27 protein-coding genes are annotated in these 24,072 nt (G+C 62.4%); 16 read left to right on the top strand and 11 right to left on the bottom strand.

Annotated features, from left to right (window positions below; translation table 11 throughout):
- Nucleotides 1-12 precede the first annotated feature (12 nt).
- On the bottom strand, nt 13-1,428 hold the full coding sequence (gene tldD, locus ATY76_RS30970) for a metalloprotease TldD (RefSeq protein ID WP_088678454.1): 1,416 nt from the start codon (nt 1,426-1,428) through the stop codon (nt 13-15).
- Nucleotides 1,429-1,505: 77 nt separating this feature from the next.
- Complete coding sequence (locus tag ATY76_RS30965; RefSeq protein WP_176538931.1) at nt 1,506-2,162, bottom strand: invasion associated locus B family protein; 657 nt, start codon at nt 2,160-2,162, stop codon at nt 1,506-1,508.
- 316 nt (nt 2,163-2,478) lie between these two features.
- On the opposite strand from ATY76_RS30965, the gene coxB reads away from it, so the two are divergent.
- From coxB to ATY76_RS30935, 6 genes are all read left to right on the top strand, one after another.
- Nucleotides 2,479-3,369, top strand: coding sequence for a cytochrome c oxidase subunit II (coxB, locus tag ATY76_RS30960; protein WP_088678452.1), 891 nt, complete (start codon nt 2,479-2,481; stop codon nt 3,367-3,369).
- Between the two features lie 17 nt (nt 3,370-3,386).
- Nucleotides 3,387-5,087, top strand: coding sequence for a cytochrome c oxidase subunit I (gene ctaD / locus ATY76_RS30955; RefSeq protein WP_088678451.1), 1,701 nt, complete (start codon nt 3,387-3,389; stop codon nt 5,085-5,087).
- Nucleotides 5,088-5,155: 68 nt separating this feature from the next.
- Nucleotides 5,156-6,106 (top strand): heme o synthase, encoded by a 951-nt coding sequence (locus ATY76_RS30950; protein WP_088678605.1) that lies wholly within the window; start codon nt 5,156-5,158, stop codon nt 6,104-6,106.
- Nucleotides 6,106-6,246 (top strand): hypothetical protein, encoded by a 141-nt coding sequence (locus tag ATY76_RS33895; RefSeq protein ID WP_088678450.1) that lies wholly within the window; start codon nt 6,106-6,108, stop codon nt 6,244-6,246. The genes ATY76_RS30950 and ATY76_RS33895 overlap by 1 nt, the downstream gene beginning before the upstream one ends.
- Entirely contained in the window at nt 6,243-6,851 is a 609-nt protein-coding gene (locus ATY76_RS30940) for a cytochrome c oxidase assembly protein (RefSeq protein WP_088678449.1), read from the top strand. Before ATY76_RS33895 ends, ATY76_RS30940 begins: the two co-directional genes overlap by 4 nt.
- A 61-nt stretch (nt 6,852-6,912) precedes the next feature.
- The gene (locus ATY76_RS30935) at nt 6,913-7,791 is read left to right on the top strand and encodes a cytochrome c oxidase subunit 3 (protein ID WP_088678448.1); all 879 of its coding nucleotides are present in this window, start codon (nt 6,913-6,915) and stop codon (nt 7,789-7,791) included.
- Between the two features lie 54 nt (nt 7,792-7,845).
- Here the strand turns inward: ATY76_RS30935 and ATY76_RS30930 are convergent, their stop codons facing one another.
- The gene (locus ATY76_RS30930) at nt 7,846-8,487 is read right to left on the bottom strand and encodes a chloramphenicol phosphotransferase (protein WP_088678447.1); all 642 of its coding nucleotides are present in this window, start codon (nt 8,485-8,487) and stop codon (nt 7,846-7,848) included.
- A 136-nt stretch (nt 8,488-8,623) separates the two neighbouring features.
- Here ATY76_RS30930 and ATY76_RS30925 point away from each other — a divergent pair, with 136 nt between their 5' ends.
- The 5 genes from ATY76_RS30925 (at nt 8,624) to rnhA (ending at nt 12,383) form a co-directional block, all read left to right on the top strand.
- Nucleotides 8,624-9,004, top strand: a complete 381-nt coding sequence (locus ATY76_RS30925) for a DUF983 domain-containing protein (protein WP_088678446.1) — start codon at nt 8,624-8,626, stop codon at nt 9,002-9,004.
- Complete coding sequence (locus ATY76_RS30920) at nt 8,997-9,752, top strand: SURF1 family protein (RefSeq protein ID WP_088678445.1); 756 nt, start codon at nt 8,997-8,999, stop codon at nt 9,750-9,752. Before ATY76_RS30925 ends, ATY76_RS30920 begins: the two co-directional genes overlap by 8 nt.
- Before the next feature lie 139 nt (nt 9,753-9,891).
- On the top strand, nt 9,892-10,893 hold the full coding sequence (ispH, locus tag ATY76_RS30915) for a 4-hydroxy-3-methylbut-2-enyl diphosphate reductase (protein ID WP_088678444.1): 1,002 nt from the start codon (nt 9,892-9,894) through the stop codon (nt 10,891-10,893).
- A 72-nt stretch (nt 10,894-10,965) separates the two neighbouring features.
- Nucleotides 10,966-11,931: a homoserine kinase gene (locus ATY76_RS30910; RefSeq protein ID WP_088678443.1), complete on the top strand. Its 966-nt coding sequence runs from the start codon at nt 10,966-10,968 to the stop codon at nt 11,929-11,931.
- Nucleotides 11,928-12,383 carry a ribonuclease HI gene (rnhA, locus tag ATY76_RS30905; RefSeq protein WP_088678442.1) on the top strand — a complete coding sequence of 152 codons (456 nt, stop codon included), beginning with the start codon at nt 11,928-11,930 and terminating at the stop codon, nt 12,381-12,383. Before ATY76_RS30910 ends, rnhA begins: the two co-directional genes overlap by 4 nt.
- 16 nt (nt 12,384-12,399) lie before the next feature.
- Here the strand turns inward: rnhA and ATY76_RS30900 are convergent, their stop codons facing one another.
- The 3 genes from ATY76_RS30900 to ATY76_RS30890 all read right to left on the bottom strand — a co-directional run bounded on the left by ATY76_RS30900 (nt 12,400) and on the right by ATY76_RS30890 (nt 14,448).
- Nucleotides 12,400-13,473 (bottom strand): putative zinc-binding metallopeptidase, encoded by a 1,074-nt coding sequence (locus tag ATY76_RS30900; protein ID WP_088678441.1) that lies wholly within the window; start codon nt 13,471-13,473, stop codon nt 12,400-12,402.
- Nucleotides 13,474-13,563: 90 nt separating this feature from the next.
- Nucleotides 13,564-13,755: a CsbD family protein gene (locus tag ATY76_RS30895; RefSeq protein WP_088678440.1), complete on the bottom strand. Its 192-nt coding sequence runs from the start codon at nt 13,753-13,755 to the stop codon at nt 13,564-13,566.
- Between the two features lie 87 nt (nt 13,756-13,842).
- Nucleotides 13,843-14,448, bottom strand: coding sequence for a YqgE/AlgH family protein (locus ATY76_RS30890; protein WP_088678439.1), 606 nt, complete (start codon nt 14,446-14,448; stop codon nt 13,843-13,845).
- Nucleotides 14,449-14,588: 140 nt separating this feature from the next.
- Here ATY76_RS30890 and ATY76_RS30885 point away from each other — a divergent pair, with 140 nt between their 5' ends.
- The 5 genes from ATY76_RS30885 (at nt 14,589) to ATY76_RS30865 (ending at nt 18,793) form a co-directional block, all read left to right on the top strand.
- Complete coding sequence (locus ATY76_RS30885; RefSeq protein WP_088678604.1) at nt 14,589-15,428, top strand: protein-disulfide reductase DsbD domain-containing protein; 840 nt, start codon at nt 14,589-14,591, stop codon at nt 15,426-15,428.
- Nucleotides 15,429-15,509: 81 nt separating this feature from the next.
- Nucleotides 15,510-15,995 carry a peroxiredoxin gene (locus ATY76_RS30880; protein WP_088678438.1) on the top strand — a complete coding sequence of 162 codons (486 nt, stop codon included), beginning with the start codon at nt 15,510-15,512 and terminating at the stop codon, nt 15,993-15,995.
- 263 nt (nt 15,996-16,258) lie between these two features.
- Nucleotides 16,259-17,008 carry a metal ABC transporter ATP-binding protein gene (locus ATY76_RS30875; RefSeq protein ID WP_088678437.1) on the top strand — a complete coding sequence of 250 codons (750 nt, stop codon included), beginning with the start codon at nt 16,259-16,261 and terminating at the stop codon, nt 17,006-17,008.
- Nucleotides 17,005-17,877 carry a metal ABC transporter permease gene (locus ATY76_RS30870; RefSeq protein ID WP_088678436.1) on the top strand — a complete coding sequence of 291 codons (873 nt, stop codon included), beginning with the start codon at nt 17,005-17,007 and terminating at the stop codon, nt 17,875-17,877. The genes ATY76_RS30875 and ATY76_RS30870 overlap by 4 nt, the downstream gene beginning before the upstream one ends.
- Before the next feature lie 16 nt (nt 17,878-17,893).
- Nucleotides 17,894-18,793 carry a zinc ABC transporter substrate-binding protein gene (locus ATY76_RS30865; RefSeq protein WP_088678435.1) on the top strand — a complete coding sequence of 300 codons (900 nt, stop codon included), beginning with the start codon at nt 17,894-17,896 and terminating at the stop codon, nt 18,791-18,793.
- Nucleotides 18,794-18,856: 63 nt separating this feature from the next.
- Here the strand turns inward: ATY76_RS30865 and ATY76_RS30860 are convergent, their stop codons facing one another.
- From ATY76_RS30860 to ATY76_RS30840, 5 genes are all read right to left on the bottom strand, one after another.
- A complete protein-coding gene (locus ATY76_RS30860) occupies nt 18,857-19,546 on the bottom strand; it encodes a substrate-binding domain-containing protein (protein WP_088678434.1) in 690 nt (229 codons plus the stop codon).
- Between the two features lie 24 nt (nt 19,547-19,570).
- A complete protein-coding gene (locus ATY76_RS30855) occupies nt 19,571-19,879 on the bottom strand; it encodes a Dabb family protein (RefSeq protein WP_088678433.1) in 309 nt (102 codons plus the stop codon).
- A gap of 101 nt (nt 19,880-19,980) precedes the next feature.
- Nucleotides 19,981-20,406, bottom strand: coding sequence for a hypothetical protein (locus ATY76_RS30850; RefSeq protein WP_088678432.1), 426 nt, complete (start codon nt 20,404-20,406; stop codon nt 19,981-19,983).
- Nucleotides 20,407-20,535: 129 nt separating this feature from the next.
- The gene (locus ATY76_RS30845; RefSeq protein ID WP_088678431.1) at nt 20,536-23,448 is read right to left on the bottom strand and encodes a sensor domain-containing phosphodiesterase; all 2,913 of its coding nucleotides are present in this window, start codon (nt 23,446-23,448) and stop codon (nt 20,536-20,538) included.
- Nucleotides 23,445-24,059, bottom strand: coding sequence for a GNAT family protein (locus ATY76_RS30840; RefSeq protein WP_088678430.1), 615 nt, complete (start codon nt 24,057-24,059; stop codon nt 23,445-23,447). The genes ATY76_RS30845 and ATY76_RS30840 overlap by 4 nt, the downstream gene beginning before the upstream one ends.
- Nucleotides 24,060-24,072 lie beyond the last annotated feature (13 nt).

Raw genomic sequence — 24,072 nt, 5'->3', positions numbered from 1 at the left:
GATCCCTCTGCCTCAGGCCTGCGTGCCGCCGACGGTGATCTGATCCATGCGCAGATGCGGCTGGCCGACGCCGACCGTAACCCACTGGCCGGCCTTGCCGCAATTGCCGATGCCGGTATCGAGCTTCATGTCGTTGCCGATCATCGAGACCCGCTTCATCGCGTCCGGCCCGTTGCCGATCAGCATTGCCCCTTTGATCGGCGCGCCGATCTTGCCGTTCTCGATCAGATAGGCTTCGGTGCAGCCGAAGACGAACTTGCCGGAGGTGATGTCGACCTGGCCGCCGCCAAAGGAGACGGCATAGACGCCCTTCTTCACCGAGGCGATAATCTCGTCGGGCGTCTTGTCGCCGCCGAGCATATAGGTGTTGGTCATGCGCGGCATCGGCACATGGGCATAGCCCTGGCGGCGGCCGTTGCCGGTGGGCTGCATGCCCATCAGCCGGGCGTTCTGCCGGTCTTGCATGTAGCCGACGAGCTTGCCGTTCTCGATCAGCACGTTGTAGCCGGACGGCGTGCCTTCGTCGTCGATGGTGATCGAGCCGCGGCGGCTGTCGATCGTGCCGTCGTCGACGACGGTGACTCCCGGTGCTGCGACCATCTGGCCGAGAAGGCCGGCGAAGGCCGACGTCTTCTTGCGGTTGAAATCGCCTTCCAGCCCGTGGCCGACGGCCTCGTGCAGCATCACGCCCGGCCAGCCGGAGCCGAGAACGACGTCCATCGTGCCCGCCGGCGCGTCGATCGCCTCGAGATTGACGAGCGCCTGGCGCAACGCCTCGTCGGCACCCTGCTTCCAGCTTCCCGTCGCGATGAAATCGCCGAAGCCGATGCGGCCGCCCTGGCCGTAGGAGCCGCTTTCCTGCCGCTCGCCTTCGCCGACCACGACGGAAACATTGATGCGCGTCATCGGGCGGATGTCCTGCACGCGGCGGCCATCGGCGCGCAGGATGTCGACCACCTGCCAGCTCGCCGCCACCGAAGCAGTGACTTGCCGCACCTTGTCGGTCTTGTTCCTGAGATAGGCGTCGATATCGGTCAGCACCTTTACCTTCTCTTCGAAGGTCGGCGAGCCGATCGGGTTCTCGTCGGTGTAGAGTTTGCGGTTCGTGCCTTGCGGTGCGGCCGCGTAAGCGCCGGAATAGCCGCGCGTCACGGCGCCGACCGCATCGGCGGCCCGCTTCAGGGCCGAGACGGAAAGATCCCCGGCATGGGCATATCCGACCGCTTCGCCGGCAACCGCGCGCAGGCCGAAGCCCTGCTCGGTGTTGAAGCTGCCGCCCTTCAGCCTGCCATTGTCGAAGGTCAGCGCCTCCGCCTGCGCATGCTCGATGAAGAGCTCGCCGTCATCGGCGCCGGACAGAGCCTCGGCGACATGCTTGCGCATCGCCGCTTCGTCGGCATCGAAAAGCGTCAGGAGATCGGTGGTCATGTCTTATGCTCCGCTGAAGAGCAGGAGTGCTCAAAGCCGATGTAGGTCTGATGGATTGTCCGAGCAAGGCCCAGCTGTCAGGGCAGGGCGTCGAAGCCTTCGGCGAAGCCCTTGAGGTCGACGGGAATGCCGATGCCTTCTTCCGGGGTCTGGAAGACGATGAAGGTTGCCTGCGCGCCGCTGCGGAAGGTCTTCAGCAGCTCGTCCTCGAGCACGACCTCGGCATAGCAGCCGTCGGCGAAGCAGCGCACGAAATAGGCGCGGCCGATATCCTTGCCGTCGACATTGAGCCCGAGCCCGTTCGGCAGAAGCACGCCCAGCGGCGCAAGCACGCGCAGGATCTTTGACTTGCGGTCGGCCGTCTTCAGCACGACCACCGAAAGCCCGACTTCCGGCCGATCCTCGGCGATGACGTTCTGCATCAGCGCGCATTGTTCGGCCGAAGCGCCGGCCGGCTTGTCGCAGACGACCGACCACGCGCCATGATTGGATTTCACCGTACCGGGCGCCTGCGGCTGCGTTTGGCCTGGGGTTACCTGTTCGACATTCGGAGTGGCGGGTGCCGGCTGCTGCGGCGCCGGAGCAGGGGCGGCGGCCGGCGGCTTTGCCTGCGAGGGAGCGGCGGGCTGCTGTGCGAAAACGGGCGTCGTCGCAGCGGCCGCGATACTGGCGGTCAGAAGAAGCGACCGCGCGAGGGAACGGAAACCCATGAAAACCTCTGGATATCGAATCATTGCCGCTATTGTTGAAGCTGCCCATGGAAAATGAAAAGCCCCACCCCGTGAAAACCGGGGGACTGCGGCAGAAATTGGACCTTTCGGCAAGAATGTGCGGCGGCCGGATTGGCCGGAAAGGTCTTTTTTCATATGCTGATGAAAAACTTGGGATGTTTTGCCGCCCGGGCCTGCCTCCTGTTTAGGCAAAAATGCCGCATAGACAATTGCTCTGGCCTGTTGCGGCAAATGCCAAACTGTGGTTTGAAGCGCTGAAGATGGCAAGGATTCTGCGTTCGATTTTGCAGGTCAAGCGCTCGAGGGAGATAATAAGGTGATGAAGAAGGCTTATGCAGCTCTGACCGCGCTGGTCTGTCTGCTTTTTGCTTCCGGCACATATGCCGACCAGCCGATGCCGTGGCAGGCGACGTTGCAGCCGGCGGCGACGCCGATCATGCGGGATATCCACTGGTTCGAACAATATACGCTGATATTTATTGTTCCGATCACGCTCTTCGTTCTGATCCTGCTCATCGTCGTCTGCGTCAAGTTCCGCGCCAGCGCGAACCCGGTGCCGTCGAAGACGAGCCACAATACGCTGATCGAAGTTGCCTGGACTGTGGGGCCGGTTCTGGCGCTGCTCTTTCTCGCCATTCCCTCGTTCAATCTTCTGACGGCGCAGCTGACGCTGCCTGAAAACCCCGACGTCACGATCAAGGCGACCGCCACCCAGTGGCAGTGGAATTATGAATATGAGGGTTCGGGCGAAGCGCCGCTCGCCTTCGATTCCTACCTGCTGAAGGATCAGGACCGCGCCGCCGCCGGCAAGGAAGACAAGTCGGTTTATCCGCGCCTTCTCGCCGTCGACAACGAGCTGGTCCTGCCAGTCAACAAGACCGTGCGCGTTCTCGTGACCGCGGCGCCGACCGACGTTATTCATGCTTTCGCCATGCCGTCCTTCGGCGTCAAGATTGATGCCGTGCCGGGCCGCCTGAACGAAACCTGGTTCAAGGCAGAGCGCGAAGGCCTGTTCTACGGCCAGTGTTCCGAGCTCTGCGGCAAGGACCATGCGTTCATGCCGATCGCCATCCGCGTCGTCTCCGAGGACAAGTACAAGCAGTGGCTGACCACGGCCGCGAGCGACCTGCCCGGCGCCTATAAGACACTCATGGCCGCAACCGATGGTCCCGCAAAGACCGTCGACGTCGCCGAAAACGCCGCACAGTAATAAAGGGGATCGGGACAATGGCTGGACCTTCCGCTCACGACGATCATTCTCATGGTCACGCTCACCATGATCACGCACATGACGATCACCATGATCATGGGCATAAGCCGAGCTTTGCCAATCGCTGGCTGTTCTCGACGAACCACAAGGACATCGGCACGCTCTACCTGATCTTCGCGATCATTGCCGGCATCATCGGCGGCGCGCTTTCCGTCGCCATGCGCATGGAGCTGCAGGAGCCGGGCATCCAGATCTTCCACGGTCTCGCCTCGATGGTCTACGGCTATGAGGGCGATGCCGCGATCGACGGCGCCAAGCAGATGTTCAACATGTTCACGACGGCGCACGCGCTGATCATGATCTTCTTCATGGTCATGCCGGCGATGATCGGTGGATTCGCCAACTGGATGGTGCCGATCATGATCGGCGCGCCCGACATGGCCTTCCCGCGCCTGAACAACATCTCCTTCTGGCTGATCGTTCCGGCCTTCGCGCTCCTGCTGCTGTCGATGTTCGTCGAAGGCCCGGCGGGCGCCTACGGCACCGGCGGCGGCTGGACGATGTATCCGCCGCTGGCGACGAGCGGCACGCCCGGACCGGCTGTCGATCTTGCGATCTTCGCCCTTCACATCGCCGGCGCCTCGTCGATCCTCGGTGCGATCAACTTCATCACTACGATCCTCAACATGCGCGCCCCCGGCATGACGCTGCACAAGATGCCGCTGTTTGCCTGGTCCGTGCTGATCACCGCCTTCCTGCTGCTGCTGTCGCTGCCGGTTCTGGCAGGCGGCATCACCATGCTGCTGACCGACCGTAACTTCGGCACCACCTTCTTCTCTCCGGAAGGCGGCGGCGACCCGATCCTCTACCAGCACCTCTTCTGGTTCTTCGGTCATCCCGAGGTCTACATCCTCATCCTGCCGGGCTTCGGCATGATCAGCCACATCATCTCGACTTTCTCGAGGAAGCCGATCTTCGGTTACCTCGGCATGGCTTATGCCATGGTCGCGATCGGCGCAGTCGGCTTCGTCGTCTGGGCCCACCACATGTACACGGTCGGCCTTTCGCTCGATGCGCAGCGTTACTTCGTCTTCGCGACGATGGTCATCGCCGTTCCGACGGGCGTGAAGATCTTTTCCTGGATCGCGACGATGTGGGGCGGTTCGATCTCGTTCCGCACGCCGATGCTCTGGGCGATCGGCTTCATCTTCCTGTTCACGGTCGGCGGCGTCACCGGCGTCCAGCTTGCCAATGCCGGTCTCGACCGGTCGCTGCATGACACCTATTACGTCGTGGCGCACTTCCACTACGTTCTGTCGCTCGGCGCCGTCTTCGCAATCTTCGCCGGCTGGTACTACTGGTTCCCGAAGATGACCGGCTACATGTACAGTGAGTTCGTCGGCAAGCTGCACTTCTGGATCATGTTCATCGGCGTCAACCTGGTGTTCTTCCCGCAGCACTTCCTCGGCCTCGCCGGCATGCCGCGCCGCTACATCGACTATCCCGATGCATTCGCCGGCTGGAACTACGTCTCGTCCGTCGGCTCCTACATCTCGGCCTTCGGCGTGCTGGTCTTCCTCTACAGCGTCTTCGAAGCTTTCGCCAAGAAGCGCGTCGCAGGCGACAATCCGTGGGGCGAGGGCGCAACGACGCTCGAATGGCAGCTGCCTTCGCCGCCGCCCTATCACCAGTGGGAACAGCTTCCGCGCATCAAGTAAATCGCGCGGGACATCAGGACGCCGCATCCGATACGGCGTCCTGATCCAGAGAAATTCAGGACTGAATGATGACGGTTATCGACAATCACGAGGTGTTTGCAGAGGACGGCGAGATGTCGGAAGCAAGCGCGCGCGATTATTTCGAACTCTTGAAGCCGCGGGTCATGTCGCTCGTGGTCTTCACGGCCTTTGCCGGCCTCGTGCTGGCGCCGGGCCACATCAATCCCGTCCTCGGCCTGATCGCCATCCTCTGCATCGCTGTCGGCGCCGGTGCCTCCGGCGCGCTCAACATGTGGTACGACGCCGATATCGACGCCATCATGAGCCGCACGGCCAACCGTCCGATCCCGGCCGGCCGCGTGGCCCCCTCCGAAGCGCTGGCCTTCGGCCTGGTGCTGTCGGGCTTTTCGGTCGTGATCCTCGGCCTTGCCGTCAATTGGCTTTCGGCCGGCATCCTCGCCTTCACCATCTTCTTCTATGCCGTCGTCTACACCATGTGGCTGAAGCGCTCGACGCCGCAGAACATCGTCATCGGCGGCGCCGCCGGCGCCTTCCCGCCGATGATCGGCTGGGCCTGCGTGACGAACTCGGTGACGATCGAGAGCACCGTTCTCTTCTTCATCATCTTCCTGTGGACGCCGGCGCATTTCTGGGCGCTCGCGCTCTTCAAGATGCGCGATTACGAGGCCGTCGGCGTGCCGATGCTGCCGAACGTCTCCGGTGAGCGCACGACCAAGCATCAGATCGTCGCCTATGCGGTGCTGACCGCCGTCTGCGCGGTCTTGCCGTCCTTCCTCGGTTTCGCGAGCTTCGGCTATGGCCTGGTCGCCGCCGTCCTCGGCGTGATCTTCATATACTGTTCCATCGCCGTCTGGCGCATGCCCGACGGCGATCTGAAGATGATCCCGGCGAAGAAGCTTTTCGGCTTTTCGATCTTCTATCTCTTCGCCGTGTTCTCCGCCTTGATGTTCGACCGGCTGGCCTGGCTGCTGGTCTCGCATGCGGGAGATTGGTTCTGATGGACATGGTCAAGCTCACGGAGACGCAGCGCAAGTCGCGCCGCAATCGCAACATCGCCCTCGGCCTGGCGCTTGCCGGCCTCGTCATCCTTTTCTACGCGATCACCATCGTGAAGTTCAGCGCGGGGATAACGGGATGAGCGAGAACGCCGCCCCACGCAAGAAGCAGGGCCGCAACAACGGCGCCGTCGTCATGATGTGCCTGAGTTTCGTCTTCGGCATGGGCGCGATGAGCTACGCTGCCGTGCCGCTCTACCGCCTCTTCTGCCAGGTGACCGGCTACAACGGCACGACGCAGCGCGTCGATCAGATGTCGAGCGTCGTTCTCGACCGCAAGATGCGCGTCACCTTCGATGCCAACGTCGCTCCCGGCCTGCAGTGGAATTTCAAGCCGGTGGAGCGCGAGGTCAATCCGAAGATCGGCGAGACCATCCAGGTGAATTTCGTTGCCGAGAACCGTTCGAACGAGGTCCAGCGCGGCCAGGCGGTGTTCAACGTCACGCCGGGCGAAGCGGGCGCCTATTTCAACAAGGTGCAATGTTTCTGCTTTACGGAAACGGACCTGAAGCCGGGCGAGAAGCTTGAAATGCCGGTGGTGTTCTACATCGATCCGGAGATCGTCAAGGCCGTGGAATCGAAAGATATCCATACGGTTACGCTATCATACACGTTCTACCCCAAAGAGGGTCCGAAGCCGGTGGCTTCGAATGAGGGCGGAACGCAGAAGATTGAAAAGAAACTTTGATCAAGGCTTGTTTCCGGCTATGCCGGGAGCGGAGTGAAGGAAGACATCCGGGGATAGCTACATGGCCGATGCTCACCAGAAAAATCACGACTACCACATCATCGATCCGAGCCCGTGGCCGATTCTCGCCTCGCTCGGCGCCTTCATCATGGCGCTCGGCGGCGTCTGCTACATGCGCTACCTCAGCGCAGGCTCTTTCAAATTTGCCGGAATAGAACTGGCCAATCCCTGGCTCTTCTACATCGGCCTGGTGCTGGTTCTCTACGTCATGTACGGCTGGTGGGCCGATACGGTGAAGGAAGCGCACGAAGGCGCCCATACCCGCGTCGTCTCGCTGCACCTGCGCTACGGCATGATCATGTTCATCGCTTCGGAGGTGATGTTCTTCGTCGCCTGGTTCTGGGCCTATTTCGACGCCAGCCTGTATCCGAACGAAGCCATCCAGGCCTCCCGCATGGTCTATACCGGGGGCGTCTGGCCGCCGAAGGGCATCGAAGTGCTCGATCCCTGGCACCTGCCGATCTACAACACTGTCATCCTGCTGCTGTCGGGCACGACGGTCACCTGGGCGCACCATGCGCTGCTGCACAACGACCGGAAGGGCCTGATTCAGGGCCTGACGCTGACCGTGCTGCTCGGTATCTTCTTCTCCTGCGTGCAGGCCTACGAATATGCCCATGCGCCTTTCGCCTTCAAGAGCTCGATCTACGGCGCGACCTTCTTCATGGCGACCGGCTTCCATGGTTTCCACGTCCTGGTCGGCACGATCTTCCTGCTGGTCTGCCTGCTTCGCGCGCTGCGCGGCGACTTCACGCCGAAACAGCATTTCGGCTTCGAGGCGGCCGCCTGGTACTGGCACTTCGTCGACGTCGTCTGGCTGTTCCTGTTCTTCTGCATCTACGTCTGGGGCGGCTGGGGCGCTCCGGTAGCCGCAGGCTGATCGAGGCCGGAAGGAAATCGAAAGGCGGGTGCCATTGGCCCCGCCTTTTTTATTTCAACGCAGGCCTGCCAACCTTTCAAAGGCAGAAGGCTCGGGAATGCCGAGGTCGAGCCGCTGCCGGATCGCCTCGGCGCATTCCAGCGCCGTCAGCACCGAGGTATCGACCTCCATGTCGTAGATGCCCGGCCGATGCACTTCGTCCTGCCAGCGCTGCACCGGTTCGGGGACGGGAATGTCTTCGGTGGCGCGGACGTAAAGTGTCTGGCGCCCCTCCTGGCTGACCTCTCGCCGCTGCATGATCGTCTCGATCGGACAGCGCACGCCGACGAACAGCACGGAAAAACCTTCCAGGCGCCGGGCGCAATCGCCGAGAATGCCCAGCGGTTGCGAATAGCTGTCGTGATGGCCGAGATCGGCCACAACATTGAGCCCCAACCCGGCATGGATGGCGATCGATTCATAGAGCGCGGCATAGAGGAACGGCACCAGCTCCTCCAGCTCCTGCCGCTCGCCGCCCGGCCGCAGGCCGATACCGGGCAGGTAGCGGTTCGGCGTCATGGCATTGTAGGTATCGACGCCGAGGTTGATCCACGGCCCCTCGAATTCTTCCTGGATTGCGCGTGCAATGCTGGATTTGCCGCTTCGCGGTGCGCCGTTCAAGATAATGATCTGGCCGGCATGGTTGTCGTTGGTCATCAGTCTTCTTCTTCTGTTTGGCGCGAATCGCTCAAGCGAAACGCGCAGGCATTTCCATCCGGGATGCGAATACTTTATGGGAGAGTTAAGGCAGCATTGAATGCAGCGGCCGCAAGAGGCCGCTGGAAGGAACAGCATGAGCGACGACAGCGCGCATTTTCCCCCCGTCGATCCGGTGAAAACAGGCATCAAGGGTCGCTGCCCGCGCTGCGGCCAGGGCAAACTGTTCGATGGTTTGCTCGGCCTGAAGCCGCGTTGCGCCTCCTGCGGCCTGGATTATTCCTTTGCCGATTCCGGGGACGGGCCCGCCGTCTTCGTCATTCTCATCGTCGGCTTCATCATCATCGGCATGGTGCTCTGGCTGGAGGTGAACTACGGACCGCCGATCTGGGTGCATATCCTGCTCTTCGGACCATTGACGATCATTCTCTCGCTGCTCACGCTGCGCTGGTTCAAGGGCATCCTGATCGCCATGCAATACCGCCATAAAGCCCGCGAGGGACGCCTGAGTGACTGATATCGACAATGCCGTACCGCGCCGCCGGTTGCCCGTCGTCACCGGTATCCTGGTGCTGATCGCACTCGCCATCCTGATTTCGCTCGGAACCTGGCAGGTGCAGCGCCTTTACTGGAAACAAGGCCTGCTCGCCGATATCGCCGCGCGCGAAGTCTCAGCCCCGGTGCCGCTTGCCGATATCGAAACGATGGCGGCTGCAGGCGGCGACATCGAATACCGCAAGGTGACGGCCACCGGCCGCTACATCAACAACAAGGAACGGCACTTCTTCGCCACATGGCGCGGTCAGACCGGCTTTTACGTCTATACCCCGCTGGAGCTTGCCGACGGGCGCTATCTCCTCGTCAACCGCGGCTTCGTTCCCTATGAGAACAAAGAGCCGGAAATGCGCATGCAGGGTCAGTTGACGGACCAGCAGACCGTCACCGGCCTGGCCCGCGCCAAGCTCCCGGGCAAGCCTTCCCGGCTGGTGCCCGACAACGATATCGCCAAGAACATCTTCTATTGGAAGGATCTCGACGTCATGGCCGACAGTGTCGGGCTGGACAAGGCGCGCGTCATCCCGTTCTTCGTCGATGCCGATTCCACGCCCAATCCCGCCGGCCTGCCGATCGGCGGCGTCACCCAGGTCGACCTGCCGAACGATCACCTCCAATACGCTTTCACCTGGTACGGGCTTGCCGCCGTTCTCATCGTCGTGGTCGCGATCTCCTGGTTCCGCAAACCCGGCAAGTCGCCTCGGCAATAGTATCGCTTCAATTCTTGGCCATATTGGGCTAGAGGTCGGTTGCCCCGCACGCGTGGCGTTGCTGTTGAAGCTGGACGTAGCCAAGTTCTCCCTCCTTCCTGTGACGAGCACAGGAATGAGGAATTCTGACGGAACAAACATGAATATTGCGGCGAAACCTCCCTTGACGATCAGGCTCTGCGGGCCGCGCGGCTTCTGCGCAGGCGTCGACCGCGCCATCCAGATCGTCGTGCTGGCGCTGAAATCCTACGGCGCGCCGGTCTATGTGCGCCATGAGATCGTCCACAATCGTTATGTCGTCGAGGGTCTCGAGGCCAAGGGCGCCGTCTTCGTCGAGGAGCTCGATGAGATCCCGGCCGAGCATCGCGCCCAGCCGGTGGTCTTTTCCGCCCACGGGGTTCCGAAATCCGTGCCGGAGGATGCGGCGAGCCGCAATCTCTTCTACCTCGACGCGACATGCCCGCTGGTTTCCAAGGTCCACAAACAGGCGATGCGCCACAATCGCCTCGGCCGCCACGTCGTCCTCATCGGCCATGCCGGCCATCCCGAGGTGATAGGCACGATGGGGCAGCTGCCGGAGGGTTCCGTGTCGCTGATCGAGACGATCGAGGATGCCGATGCCTATGTTCCCCCCGATCCGGACAACCTCGGCTATGTCACGCAGACGACGCTTTCGGTTGACGACACGGCCGGCGTCATTACCCGCCTGCACGAACGTTTTCCCAATCTGACGGCGCCGGCGGCGGATTCGATCTGTTATGCGACGACCAATCGCCAGGAAGTGGTGAAGCAGGCGGCCCCAGGCTGCGATCTCTTCGTCATCGTCGGTGCGCCGAATTCCTCCAATTCCAAGCGCCTCGTCGAAGTGGCGCTGAGGGCAGGGGCAAAGAAATCGATCCTCGTGCAGCGCGCCGCCGAGCTCGACTGGGATGATATCGGTGCGATTTCGACGCTTGGCCTTTCTGCCGGCGCCTCCGCGCCAGAGGTCATCGTCAACGAGATCATCGAGGCGTTCCGCGCCCGTTTCGACGCCCGCGTCGAGCTGGCCGAAACGGTGCAGGAGACCGAGAATTTCCTGGTCAACCGCGAATTGCGCAACATCGAGCTGACGGCCGCCGACATGGCCTTCGTCAACGGGTAGGTCGAGCCTCATCGCAGCCCGGCCGTTCGCTCCGGGCAATCCAGTATCAACAATGCAAAGACGAGACCTCCCTTGGCAGTCTATACCGATATCGCCGAAGACGATCTGAAATGGTTCTTGACCGAATATGACGCGGGAAGCCTGCTTTCCTACAAGGGAATCGCCGAAGGCGTCGAAAACTCCAACTTCCTGCTTCATACTTCGAAGGCGCCGCTGATCCTGACGCTCTATGAGAAGCGCGTGGAAAAGAGCGACCTGCCGTTTTTCCTCGGCCTGATGCAGCATCTTTCCGCCCGCGGCCTTTCCTGCCCGCTGCCTTTGCCGCGTCGGGACGGTGCGCTGCTCGGCTCGCTTTCCGGCCGTCCGGCCGCCCTCATCTCCTTTCTCGAGGGCATGTGGCTGAGGAAGCCGGAGGCGAAACATTGCCGCGAAGTCGGCCGGGCGCTTGCCGAGATGCATGTGGCCGGCGATGGCTTCGAGTTGAAACGCCCGAACGCGCTTTCGGTCGACGGCTGGCGGGCGCTCTGGGAAAAGTCGGAGGCGCGCGCCGGCGAGGTTGAGGCTGGTTTGCAAAGCGAGATCGGCGACGAGCTCGATTTCCTCTCCGCGGCCTGGCCGAAGGGCCTGCCGGCCGGCGTCATCCATGCCGACCTCTTCCCCGACAATGTCTTCTTCCTCGGCGACGAACTCTCGGGCCTGATCGATTTCTATTTCGCCTGCAACGATCTGCTCGCCTATGACGTTTCGATCTGCCTGAATGCCTGGTGCTTCGAGAAGGATGGCGCTTACAACATCACCAAGGGCACGGCGATGCTCGAGGGTTACCAGAGCGTGCGCCCGTTGAGCGGCGAAGAGATCGCCGCCTTGCCGGTGCTGTCGCGCGGTTCTGCGCTGCGTTTCTTCCTGACGCGGCTCTATGACTGGCTGACGACACCGGAAGGCGCCATGGTCACCAAGAAAGACCCGCTCGAATACCTCCGCAAGCTGCGCTTCCACCGCCAGATCGGCTCGGCCGCCGAATATGGATTGAGCCTATGAAGCATGTCGATATCTTCACCGACGGCGCGTGTTCCGGCAATCCCGGTCCCGGCGGCTGGGGCGCCGTGCTGCGCTATGGCGACGTCGAAAAGGAGCTTTGCGGCGGCGAGGCGGATACGACGAACAATCGCATGGAACTGCTGGCCGCCATCTCGGCACTGCAGGCGTTGAAGACGCCTTGCGAGGTCGACCTCTATACCGACAGCGCCTACGTCAAGGACGGCATCTCCAAGTGGATCTTCGGCTGGAAGAAGAACGGCTGGAAGACAGCAGACAAGAAGCCGGTGAAGAATGCCGAACTCTGGCAGGCGCTGGAAGAAGCCCGCAACCGCCACAAGGTGACGCTGCACTGGGTCAAAGGCCACGCCGGCCACCCGGAAAATGAGCGCGCTGACGAACTGGCCCGCAAGGGTATGGAGCCTTTCAAGAAGGGGAAGGCGGTATCCTTTTAAACCCAGCGCGAGCCACCTATTGCCGCATCGCCGCTGCTCCCTGGATCAGCCGGTGTAGATATTCGAGCTTGGCCACCACGGGCGAGGAGAGCACGAAGGGATAGGAATCCGGCTGGCCCATGCTGCGCTGGATGGCGTTGATCGCCAGGCTGAGCGGCACCCAGGCGCTGACCAGTTGTTCGGCGCTCTCTGCTCTGTAGGGGAGAAAATCAACCTCGCCGGCAATCTCTTCGTGGCCGCGGGGATCGATGGCGATACCGAAGGCGCGCGCCGTTTCGAGCGTGTCAACGATATGGAGGTAATGCGCGAAACATTCGGCGAAATCCTCCCACGGGTGGGATGCCGCATAGGCGCTGATGAAATTGTTCTGCCATCCCAGGGGGGCGCCGCCGGCATAGTGTTTGTCGAGCGCCGCCGCATAATCCTGCCGCTCGTCGCCGAACACGGCGCGAAAATCCGCTAGCCGATCGCGGTCGCGCACTAGCTTGTTCCAGATGAAATGCCCGGCCTCGTGGCGGAAGTGACCGAGCAGCGTGCGATAGGGCTCGTTCATGGAGGTGCGCGCCTGTTCGCGCGTCGCATCGTCGGCTTCGGCGGCGCGGATGGTGATCAAGCCTTCCTCGTGGCCGGTCATGGCGGGCACGACATGGCCGTTATCCTGCAGGGAATCCTCAAGGAAATCGAAGACGAGGCCGCCTTGCGGATCCTGCGTCCGGTCGGGATGCGGTAATCTCCAGCGCAACAGCGAATAGAAGAGATGTCGCTGCGCCTGGCTGATACGCCGCCAACGATCGATACCGTCCTGGGCGCCTGTGTTGGGGACCAGCCGGTTGTGGCGGCAGGCCAGGCAGAATTCGCTGTCACTATCGCCGTCGATCAGCCAGTTGCAGATGTCGAGCCCGGCATTGGCGCAGAAGCGCACCTCACGCTCGGGGTCGGACACAAGCTGCCAGACCGTCTCATCGCGCGGCTCCAGCGCATGCATCGAGAGATCAACGGGCAGGAAGCCGAGACGACGGTTGCAGCGCACGCACTGGCGGTTGTCGAAGTGGACGACTTGGTCGCAATTGTCGCAAGCGAAAAGCTTCATCGTGAATGCCTTCTGCAGAGCATGGGAGGCGGATGAAAAAATGCCCGCCGGGCGAGCGCGCGGCAGGCATCATGAAGAACGAGGTTTGGCTCACAGCCGGTCGATGGCGCCCTTGAGCTTGTCCTTGACCTTGCCGGTTGCGACCTGTCCTTTGCCCTTGGCTTCCTGCACGGCGCCCTTGGCCTGCATGTCGCGATTGTCCGTGGCCTTGCCGACGGTCTGTTTGGTCTTGCCGGCAATTTCGTTCGCTTTGCCCGAAATCTTGTCGCTGGTGCTACCCATTGTCCGATGTCTCCTTCCTCAGCGAGGGAACATCTTGTCCCCGTTCGCCCAGTGAAAACGTCAGTCGGACCTAATCGTTCCAGCTTCTCAGGCGTGGCCGGCTTCGGCGGAGAGCATGGCGGCCGTGACGCCCATGCTGGCGAGCGCCCGTTCGTATTTGTCCTCGAGGCTGCGATCGAAGATCATTTCCTCGTTGGCCGGGCAGGTGAGCCAGCCATTATTGGCGACCTCGTTTTCGAGCTGGCCGGCCGCCCAGGAGGAATAGCCGAGCAGCATCGTCGCCCGCTTCGGTCCGTCGCCCTTGGAGATGGCGCGTACGATGTCGAGCGTCGCGGTCAGGCAGATGTCGTCGCTGACCGGGATCGAGGAGTCGCTGGCATAATCGTCCGAATGCAGCACGAAGCCGCGGCCGCTTTCCACCGGGCCGCCCGTCTGGATCGGGAAGTCGCGCGCCTGCTTCGGCAGCACGATCGAATCTTCCTGCTTGATCATGTCGAGATGCAGCAGCACGTCGGTGAAGGTGAGGCTCTGCGGCCGGTTGATGACGAAGCCCATGGCGCCGGCATCCGAATGGGCACAGATGTAGATCACCGTGCGCGCGAAGTTGCGGTCTTCCATACCAGGCATGGCGATGAGGAACTGGCCATCGAAGAAGCCACGTTCCCGTCTGTTCTTCAGCGTCGATAAGGACATCGTTCCTCCTGCTGCCAGACCGCACAAGGCCTCGACAGAGGAAACATGGGCCAATGTCACAAATCAATCAACCGAAAATGAAGATTTAAATGGCCGCGGCTTCTGGCGGCCAAACACCGCTTTCGGTAAACCATTGTTCCATGATGATTATTTGCGTGAACCCGCGAAAGCTTTTAATTGCGGCCGTTTCGACAGCCGCGGCGCTTGTTCCCTTTGGCTCCGTTCATGCGGAAATGAGCGCCTGGGCGCAGAATGAGGGCGGCCGCATGCGCCTCGTGGCGCTGCCGGCCGATCCCGGCGGCAAGATCCGCGCCGCGCTGCAGATCGAGCCGAAACCCGGCTGGATCACCTATTGGCGCGAGCCCGGCAATAGCGGCATTCCGCCTCAGCTCAGCCTCGCGCCGGAGAGCGGCGTAACGCTCGAGGCCATGGCCTATCCCGTTCCGAAGCATTTTTTCAAGAACGGGATCGAGGATATCGCCTATGACGCGCCGGTGACGCTGCCGCTTTCGCTTTCGGCGGCCGGCAAGGGGCCGGTGGCGATCGACGCGACTGCCTTCATCGGCATCTGCAAGGATATCTGCATCCCGTTCCAGGCGAATTTGTCGCTGAAGCTTGGGCCTGCCATTCAGTCGCAGCCCGAAGAAGAGGCGATCCTTCAGGCGGCGCAGGCGAGCCTCCCGAAGCCGCCGTCGGCGGACTTCGAGGTGAGGGCGCATGCACTGTCGCCTGACATGAAGACGCTGTCGCTGATGCTCGCTTTGCCAGGCGAGGGGATTGATGCTCCCGACATCATCGTCACCGGCCCGAGCGGCCATGCCTTTACCAAGCAGATCGGCGGCAAACGAGACGGTGCCACCTTCACGGTCGACATCGCGATCGGCAAGCTGCCGAAAAATTACGACATATCGGGCAAGCGCTGGGGCGTGCTGGTCATTGACGGCAAGAAGGCGATGGAGACGACCCTTGCCTTTGAATGATCGGGATCTATAGTCGCCCCTAACCCCGCCAGGCCGGAAACCGACAAGCCGGCTCCCGAGCCAGAAACCCAGGAGAAACCCATGACCATCGCGATCGGCGACAAGCTTCCTGCCGCCACGTTCAAGGAAAAGACCGCTGACGGTCCCGTTGAAATCACCACCGATCAGCTCTTCGCCGGCAAGCGCGTCGTGCTCTTTGCCGTGCCGGGCGCCTTCACGCCCACCTGCTCGCTGAACCATCTGCCGGGCTATCTCGAAAACCGCGACACCATCCTCGGCAAGGGTGTCGACGACATCGCCGTACTCGCCGTCAACGACTGGCATGTCATGGGCGCCTGGGCGCAATCCTCCGGCGGTCTCGGCAAGATCCACTTCCTCGCAGATTGGGACGCCGGCTTCACCAAAGCCATCGGCCTCGACGCCGATCTCTCCGCCGGCGGCCTCGGCCTGCGCTCCAAGCGCTATTCGATGCTGGTCGAAGACGGCGTGGTGAAGTCCTTGAACGTCGAGGAGAGCCCCGGCCAGGCAACGGTTTCGGGTGCTGCCGCGATGCTGGAACAGCTCTGATCTTTTCTTCGAAGTAAGCATGAAGGGCGGCATTCGGTCGCCCTTTTTCATTTGCTGAACAACTGACGGATCTCGGCCTCAATCTCGCCGCAATTGTTATAACATAACCGTAATGTTATTACATTGTCAGGACGAGCCATGCCCCCGAGCCCCGATCGCCTCTCCATCAGCCTGCTTTGTCAGTCGGCTTTATCGAGAGTGATTGGGGTTTCGCTGCTCATTGCCGTGCTCTGGCTTGTCATCCATTGGGCGGTCCTGCTGCCATGACGCCGCTGATTCGTGTCGACAATCTGACCGTCGCCTACGACCGTCATCCGGCCATCCATCATGTCTCTGGCGCCTTTGCATCAGGCAGCCTGACGGCGATTGCCGGCCCGAACGGGGCCGGCAAGTCGACGCTGCTGAAGGCGATCATGGGCGAGCTTCGGCCCGCCGAGGGCAGGGTGGAGCACCGGCTGGGCCGGGCGGAATTCGGTTATCTCCCGCAGGCGGCCCAGATCGACCGGCGTTTTCCGATCTCGGTCATCGATACCGTCATGCTCGGCGCTTGGAAGACGGCGGGCGCCTTCGGCCGTGTCGCTCCAGCCGACATCAGAAGGGCAGGCGAGGCTCTTTCGGCCGTGGGGCTCGAAGGTTTCGGCAGGCGCCATGTCGGGTCGCTCTCGGCCGGCCAGTTCCAGCGCGTGCTTTTTGCCCGCCTGCTGCTGCAGGATGCCGGCACCATTCTGCTTGATGAGCCGTTCACGGCGATCGATGCCCGCACGACGAGGGATCTGCTCGACATCGTCGTCCGCTGGCATGGCGAGGGCCGCACTGTCATCGCCGTGCTGCATGATTTCGAACTCGTCCGTGCACATTTTCCGCAAACCCTGCTGCTCGCCCGCGAACTCGTTGGCTGGGGGGCGACCGCCGAGGTCATGTCATCCGCCAATCTGCTGAGGGCCCGCGCCATGGCAGAGCGCTGGGATGAGGATGCCGAGGCATGCGGTCCTGAAGAGGCGCCGGCGGCATGACGGCCTACGATATCTTCCTCGCGCCCTTCGCCGATTTCGGTTTCATGCGCCGCGCGCTCGTCGCCTGCCTTTGCCTTGGGCTCGGCTCGGGGCCGATCGGCGTTTTTCTGATGCTCCGGCGCATGAGCCTCATGGGTGACGCCATGAGCCACGCCGTTCTGCCGGGCGCTGCGATCGGTTACCTTGTCGCGGGCTCTCTGTCGCTGACGGCGATGGGTTTAGGCGGCCTCGTCGCCGGCCTGTCGGTCGCGCTGCTGTCAGGCGCCGTCAGCCGGATGACCGTGCTGCAGGAGGACGCGAGCTTTGCCAGCTTCTATCTCGCTTCGCTGGCGCTCGGCGTGCTGATCGTCTCGCTGCGCGGCTCGAACATCGACCTGCTGCATGTGCTGTTCGGCACGATCCTCGCGATCGATGCTCCCGCACTCTATCAGATCGGCGCCATCACCTCGCTGACGCTTGTCGTCCTCGCTTTCATCTATAGGCCGCTGGTGGCGGAATGCTTCGATCCCGGCTTCCTGCGCGCCGTCGGCGGGCGCGGGCCGGTCTATCACGTACTCTTCCTGCTGCTCGTGGTTCTGAATCTCGTCGCCAGCTTCCAGGCGCTCGGCACCCTGATGGCGGTCGGCCTGATGATGCTGCCCGCCGCGATCGCCCAGCTCTGGTCGCGCAGCCTGCCGGCCATGATTGCCGTCGCGACCCTGAGTGCGGCTGCCTCCGGCTATCTTGGCCTGATCGCCTCCTACCATCTTGAGCTCGCCTCCGGCCCGACGATCATCATGACGGCGGCGCTGATCTACGCCTTTTCCATCTTCTTCGCGCCTTCCGGTCTGGCTCGGCGCCTCTTTCCCCGCCCGCATCTGACGGGCTGATCCCAAGGAGACTTCGATGACACCGCATAAACTGCTTCTCTCCGCAGCTATTCCCGCTTTGATGGTGCTCTCCACCACGCCGGCCTCCGCCGAAACGCTGAAGGTGGTCGCCTCCTTCACCGTGCTCGCCGATGTCGTCAAACAGGTGGGCGGCGACCATGTCGACGTGAAGAGCCTCGTTGGTCCGAATGGCGATCCCCATGAATTCGAGCCGTCTCCGGCCGACGCGAAAAATCTGAACGCGGCGCAGGTTACTTTCGTCAGCGGCGAAGGGCTGGAAGGCTGGATGGACCGGCTGATCACTGCCTCTGGCTATAAGGGCAAGCCGGTCACGGTCTCCGAAGGCATCAACACCCGCACCATGGAAGAGGACGGAGAAACCATCACCGATCCGCATGTCTGGAACAGCCCCGTGAACGTCAAGGTCTGGGTCGCCAACATCGAAAAGGCGCTGTCATCAGCCGATCCGGCCGATGCCGCCGCCTTCAAGGCCAATGCCGAGAAATATACCGAAACATTGGACAGGCTGAACGCCTACGCCCATTCGAAGTTCGACAAAGTGGCCGCCGACCGCCGCAAGGTGCTGACGAGCCATGACGCTTTCGGCTATTTCGGCCGCGAATATAATGTCAGTTTCCTTGCGCCTCTCGGTCTTTCCACGGAAAGCGAAGCCTCGGCTGCCGACGTCGCCAAGCTGATCGAGCAGATCAAGAACGAGCACGTGAAGGCTTATTTCTTTGAAAACTCCAACGATCCACGCCTGGTCAAGCAGGTCGCCAAGGCAACGGGCGCCGAGCCCGGAGGTGAGCTCTATGTCGAATCCCTTTCCGACGCCAAGGGACCGGCGCCGACCTACGAAAAGATGTTCAGGTACAATGTCGACCAGATCGCCGCCGCCATGGCCAAATCGAGCTGACGATCGAGGCTACGGGTCATGCGCCGTTGTTTGGAACCGCGGCGCACTCTCGCGCGACACGCATCAGCGGCGCTCGACACCTTTTGCCGCCAGCATGTCGTCAATGGCAGCCGACGCCAGAAACTCCGACAGTTGCCTGGCGGCCTCTGCGTCCCTTGCGCTGGCGCCGATGCCGATAGCGAAGTCGATGTAGCTTTGAAGTTCCGCCGGAAACCGGCCGAAAAGCATGACATCGGGCGCGGCCGCGAGAATTGAGGTCACGGGGACGACCAATTCGGCTTCCCCGCGACCGACGGCCGCCGCTGTCTGTCCTCCCTGTGCGGCCACGAGTTTGGGCTTCACCTCATCGGCTATTCCCAGGCGATCCAGCAGACCGGAAAAGTAGGCGCCGCTGCTGCCGTCACTGGCATAGGCGATCGATCCGGCGCTCCGCAATGCATGCTTGAATGCTTCGACCGATCCGATGTCGAGCGGCCGGCTGCCCGCCCGGGCCGCCACTCCCATTCCTATTCGGCCAAACGCGACGTGGCTGCCGGGCTCGACCTTTCCCGAGGCGATGAGATCGTCGACCATGGGCGGATTGATGATGACGAGATCGAAAGGCTCGCCGGCGTCAATCTGCTTCTTAACGGCAGGGTTGACCTCCCATTTGGCCGCAACGGTCAAACCTGTGGCCGCTTCGAACCGGGGAATGAGAGCAAGGACGGCGGGCCGGACCGCGATCGCGCCAAAAAGCCGGATTTCCTGAGTCATGGCCCAGCCGTCCCAGGTGCGCTCTTAAATATTGAGGTCGAAGACCAGGATGCCGGCAAGGCCTCCGTCCGTCGAGGAGACGAGGCGTTCGCCCACAGTCACATGTTCGGGATGGATGAGATAGGCGTCGCGCGCCTCGGGGCTTTCGAAGGTTACGGCAAAACCGTCGACGAAGCCGGCGTGCAGCCCCTCGGGCGAAACATTCGGCCCGTGTTTGATATCCAATATGCCGGGAATGACCTGTTTCAGCGCGACGATCGCGTCGAACAGGGACTGCTTGTCTTCGCTCGTCACCGCCGTCTTCAGCCGCAGGAATACGCAGTGCAGGATCATCAGTCTTCCTCCCGATTTCTGTGCCGGCAGAATAGCCGCGAAAGCCGGGAGGGCAATGGGATTTATTCAGGCAGGCGTGGCGGTGCGTCGGAACCGGAGAGTTACATTTGGTCGGTTGCAGCAGGGGCGCGCTTGTAGATCTTCTGAACGAGATCGCCGGAAAGCGCGCGGGCTTCGTCTTTCTCAGCCGTCGTCATCGGCCGGCAGGTGTCGCGGAGGTTGGAAGCGTCGAGCACGGTCGCGGCACCCGAATTGGCGATGACGAGATGCCAGCTGCAGGACGCAACTCTATCGATGGTCACGGCACCATGGCAGCCGGAAGAGAGGCAGAGGGCCACGATCACCTGCGCCCCGTGATCGCCCTTGTGTGCCCGCTCCAGGGCTGTCTTGAAATCTTTCGTCCACCTCTCGCAGTGGGCCTGCATCGCCCCCGGCTGGCAGCTCTTGGCGACGGGATGAATATCTTCAGCCTGAAGTGGCGAGACGCAAAGAACGCTCATGGAAAGGGCGAGCAGCAGCTTGAGCATGGAATTTTCCTGTTGGGATGAAAGAAAAGCGCAGATCGCCGGCCGGTGGTCAATGGTCATTATTGGGGAGGTTGGCGCACCGGCAGGAATCGCCCGGCCGCGCCGAAACCGACCGGCTCGGCTCGCCGGTCAGGCCCGCTTCGTCAGCGGAAATCGCTCCCGCAGCAACCGCAGGACCGCTTCCGAAGTCGCTGGCTGCCCCAAATGATAGCTCTGCCCGTAATTACAGCCCATCTTGGCGAGTTCGATCGCATCCTCGTCGGATTCGATCCCTTCGGCGACCACCTTCATCTCCAGCTCGCGCGCCATTGCTATCACGGATTTGAGCACGGTCGCCTTCTTGTCGTTGTCTCCGCGCACGAGCGTCTTGTCGAGCTTGATCGTGTCGAACGGAAAGCGGGTGAGATAGGCCAGCGACGAATAGCCGGTGCCGAAATCATCGAGCGCGAGGCCGATGCCGGCTTCCTTCAGCTTCTGCAGCACGAGCCGCGCCTGTTCCGGATTTTCCATGACCATGGATTCCGTCAGTTCGAGCTTGAGGCGCGAGGGCTCGCAATGTGTCTTGGCGAGCACGGAGCGCACGTCGTCGTAGAGCTCGTTGTTGAGCAGCTGCACGCTCGACAGGTTGATCGAGACGAAGATCGGCAGTTCGCCGGTCTGGTGCTGCCAGCTCATCAGATCGTTGGTCGCCTGCTCGAGCGCGAATATGCCGAGCGCCCCGATAATATCGGAGGCTTCGGCGATCGGAATGAATTCGGACGGCGGGATATTGCCGCGCTTGGGATGTTCCCAGCGCATCAGCGCCTCGAAACCGGCGACCTCGGCATCCTCCAGCCGCGCGATCGGCTGGTAGACCATCGACAATTCCTTGCGCTCGATGGCGCGGCGCAGGTCGGTTTCCAGCTGCAGGCGGTCGGTGCCGAAATCGCGGAAGGCCGGCTGGAACGGCTCGACGCGGTTGCCGCCGGCACGCTTTGCCCGGTACATGGCAAGCTCTGCATCGCTGAGCAGGCCGCTGGCGCTTTCCTGCCGGTCCACCCAGGAGGCAAGCCCGATCGAAGCCGTCAGAATGATCTCGCGACTGGAGAAATTGATCGGCACCATGATCGCCTTGCTGATCGCGTCGGCGAAATCGGCGACCTTGGCCGGATTGTGCTCGGAAACAAGAATAAGGCCGAACTGGTCGCCGGCCAGCCGCGCCAGCGTGTCCTGCGGCTTCAGCAGCCGGCGCAGGCGCCGCGTCAGCGCGATGAGGATGTTGTCGCCGGCGGCGACGCCGAGCGAATCATTGACCAGCTTGTAGCGATCGATGTCGATCACCATCACCGTCGGGCGCAGCGTTTCCCCGCCCGGCGCCAGCGCCAGCACCGATTGCAGGCGATCGAGGAAGACCTGCCGGTTCGGCAGTCCGGTCAGATTGTCGTGCAGCGCATCGTGCAGCAGCCGCTCGACGGAATTCTTCTGCTCGGTCACGTCGACGATCGTGCCGACGCAGCGGATGATCTCGCCGTTCGAGCCGAGCACCGGCCGGGCGCGGATCAACAGCCAGTGGAAATGCCCGTCCTCGGCGCGGATACGGAATTCGTGGTTCAACCGGCCGCGGCGGTGTTCGAGCAGCACGTCGAGCGTGGCGCGGAAACGGTCGCGGTCGTCAGGGTGCAGCCGCGGCAGCCAGTTGCGCGCTGCCCCATGCATCGCGCCGGCGGAAAGGCCGAGCTTGATCGAGACGTCTGGAATGGTGACGACGCGGTCGCGCGCCACGTCCCAGTCCCACACCATATCGCCGGAGCCGGTCAACGCCAGAGATTGCCGTTCGAGATCGGAAAACAGCCCCTGCTGGAAGGCGCCGCCGGCAAAGGCGTGCTGCATGACCGTGAAGCCGATCAGGAGCACGATCAGCACGAGGCCGCCGCCGAGCGCGGGCTGAATGATGTCGTTGTCGAGCCGGCCGGTGACGGTCAGCCACGCCCCGAACAGCCAGACGAGCGTCAGCGCCCAGGCCGGTACCAACAGGATGGCACGGTCGTAGCGGTTGAAGCCGAGATAGATGATCAAAAGCAGGCCGGTCGCCGCCGTCAGTGCGAAGGACAGCCTGGCGATGCCGGCGGCGATCGACGGATCGTAGATCGCCACGCCGAAGAGCAGGGCGAGGCCGAGCACCCAGGCGAGCGTGGCGTAGCCCAGATGCGCATGCCAGCGGTTGAGGTTCAGATAGGTGAAAAGGAAAATGACGAAGCTCGAGGCCAGCGCCACTTCCGCGCAGGCGCGCCATATTCGCTGGTCGGCCGAGGCGACGCTGATCAGCTTGCCGAGAAAACCGAAGTCGACGCAGATATAGCCGAGCACGGCCCAGGCGAGCGCTGCCGTCGCCGGCAGCATCGAGGTGCCCTTGACGACGAACAGGATGGTCAGGAACACGGCCAGCAGGCCGGCGATGCCGAGCACGATGCCGCGATAGAGCGTGAAGGCGTTGATCGTATCCTTGTAGGCGTTCGGCTCCCAGAGATAGATCTGCGGCAGCTCCGGCGTCGAAAGCTCCGCGACGAAGGTGATGACGGCGCCGGGGTTCAGCGTGATGCGAAAGACGTCGGCCTCATCGCTCGGCTGCCGATCGAGCGCGAAACCTTCGCTCGGCGTGATCGCCATGATGCGCTGCGAGCCGAGATCCGGCCAGAAGAGCTTGGAATTGACCAGACGGAAATGCGGCGCGACGATCACCCGCTCGAGCTGCTCCTCGGAAACGTTGGCGAGCGCGAACACCGCCCAGTCGCCCTGATGGTTTTCCGAGCTGGCCCGAACCTCGATGCGGCGGCGGATGCCGTCGGCTCCGGCCGCCGTCGACACCTGGAAGGCCTCGCCCTGATTGGCGTAGATCTCGGTCGTCGCCGTCAGATCGAGGGCTGTATCGTCGCGGGAAATCTTCACCGGTTCGGCCGCCTGGGCAACGCTCGCCATGAGGGCGAAGGCCGCCAGGAAAAAGGCTGCGATCACCGCGATCACTCGTCCGGACGGTGACTTGGGCAGCATGCGGTCTCTGGTCATCGGCTGTCGGTTTTCCTGCCTTTATCCGTATCGGTGGCGAGACGTGAAAACATCACATGGTCGTGCCACTGACCGTTGATCTTCAAATATCCGCGCAGATAGCCTTCCTGCTGAAACCCGGCTTTTTCAAGCAGGCGGATGCTGCGCGCGTTATCTGGAATACAGGCTGCTTCGATACGGTGCAACTCAAGCCCGGTGAAGATGTAAGGAATAACCATTTGAAGGGCGGCAAACATATGCCCCTGGCCGGCATGGCGTTCGCCCATCCAGTAGCCGATCATGCAGCTTTGCGCCGCACCCCGCCTTATGTAGCCGATGGTGATGCCGCCGACGAGCGTCATGTTGTCCCTGAGGAATATGAACAGCGGGATCGCCTGGCCCGAGGCATATTCCTGCTTCCCGCGGATGACGCGGGCGCGATAGGCGCCTTCCGTCAGCTCGTCGCGCCGCCAGGTCGGCTCCCAGGGTTCCAGGAACTTGCGGCTCTCGGCGCGCAGCCGGTGCCATTGGCTGAAATCCTGGTAGCGCGGCAGGCGCAGCAGATATCTGTCGTTTTCCAGCTCCACCGCTTCCGGCTGCCGCGACAGGAACCGAAAAACCGATTTTGGCATCGATCACTCCCGG

Origin of the sequence: Rhizobium sp. R339 (genome assembly GCF_002211395.1) — a bacterium.
Classification (GTDB): Bacteria; Pseudomonadota; Alphaproteobacteria; order Rhizobiales; family Rhizobiaceae; genus Rhizobium.
This window is presented reverse-complemented; position numbering and strand designations above follow the sequence as displayed.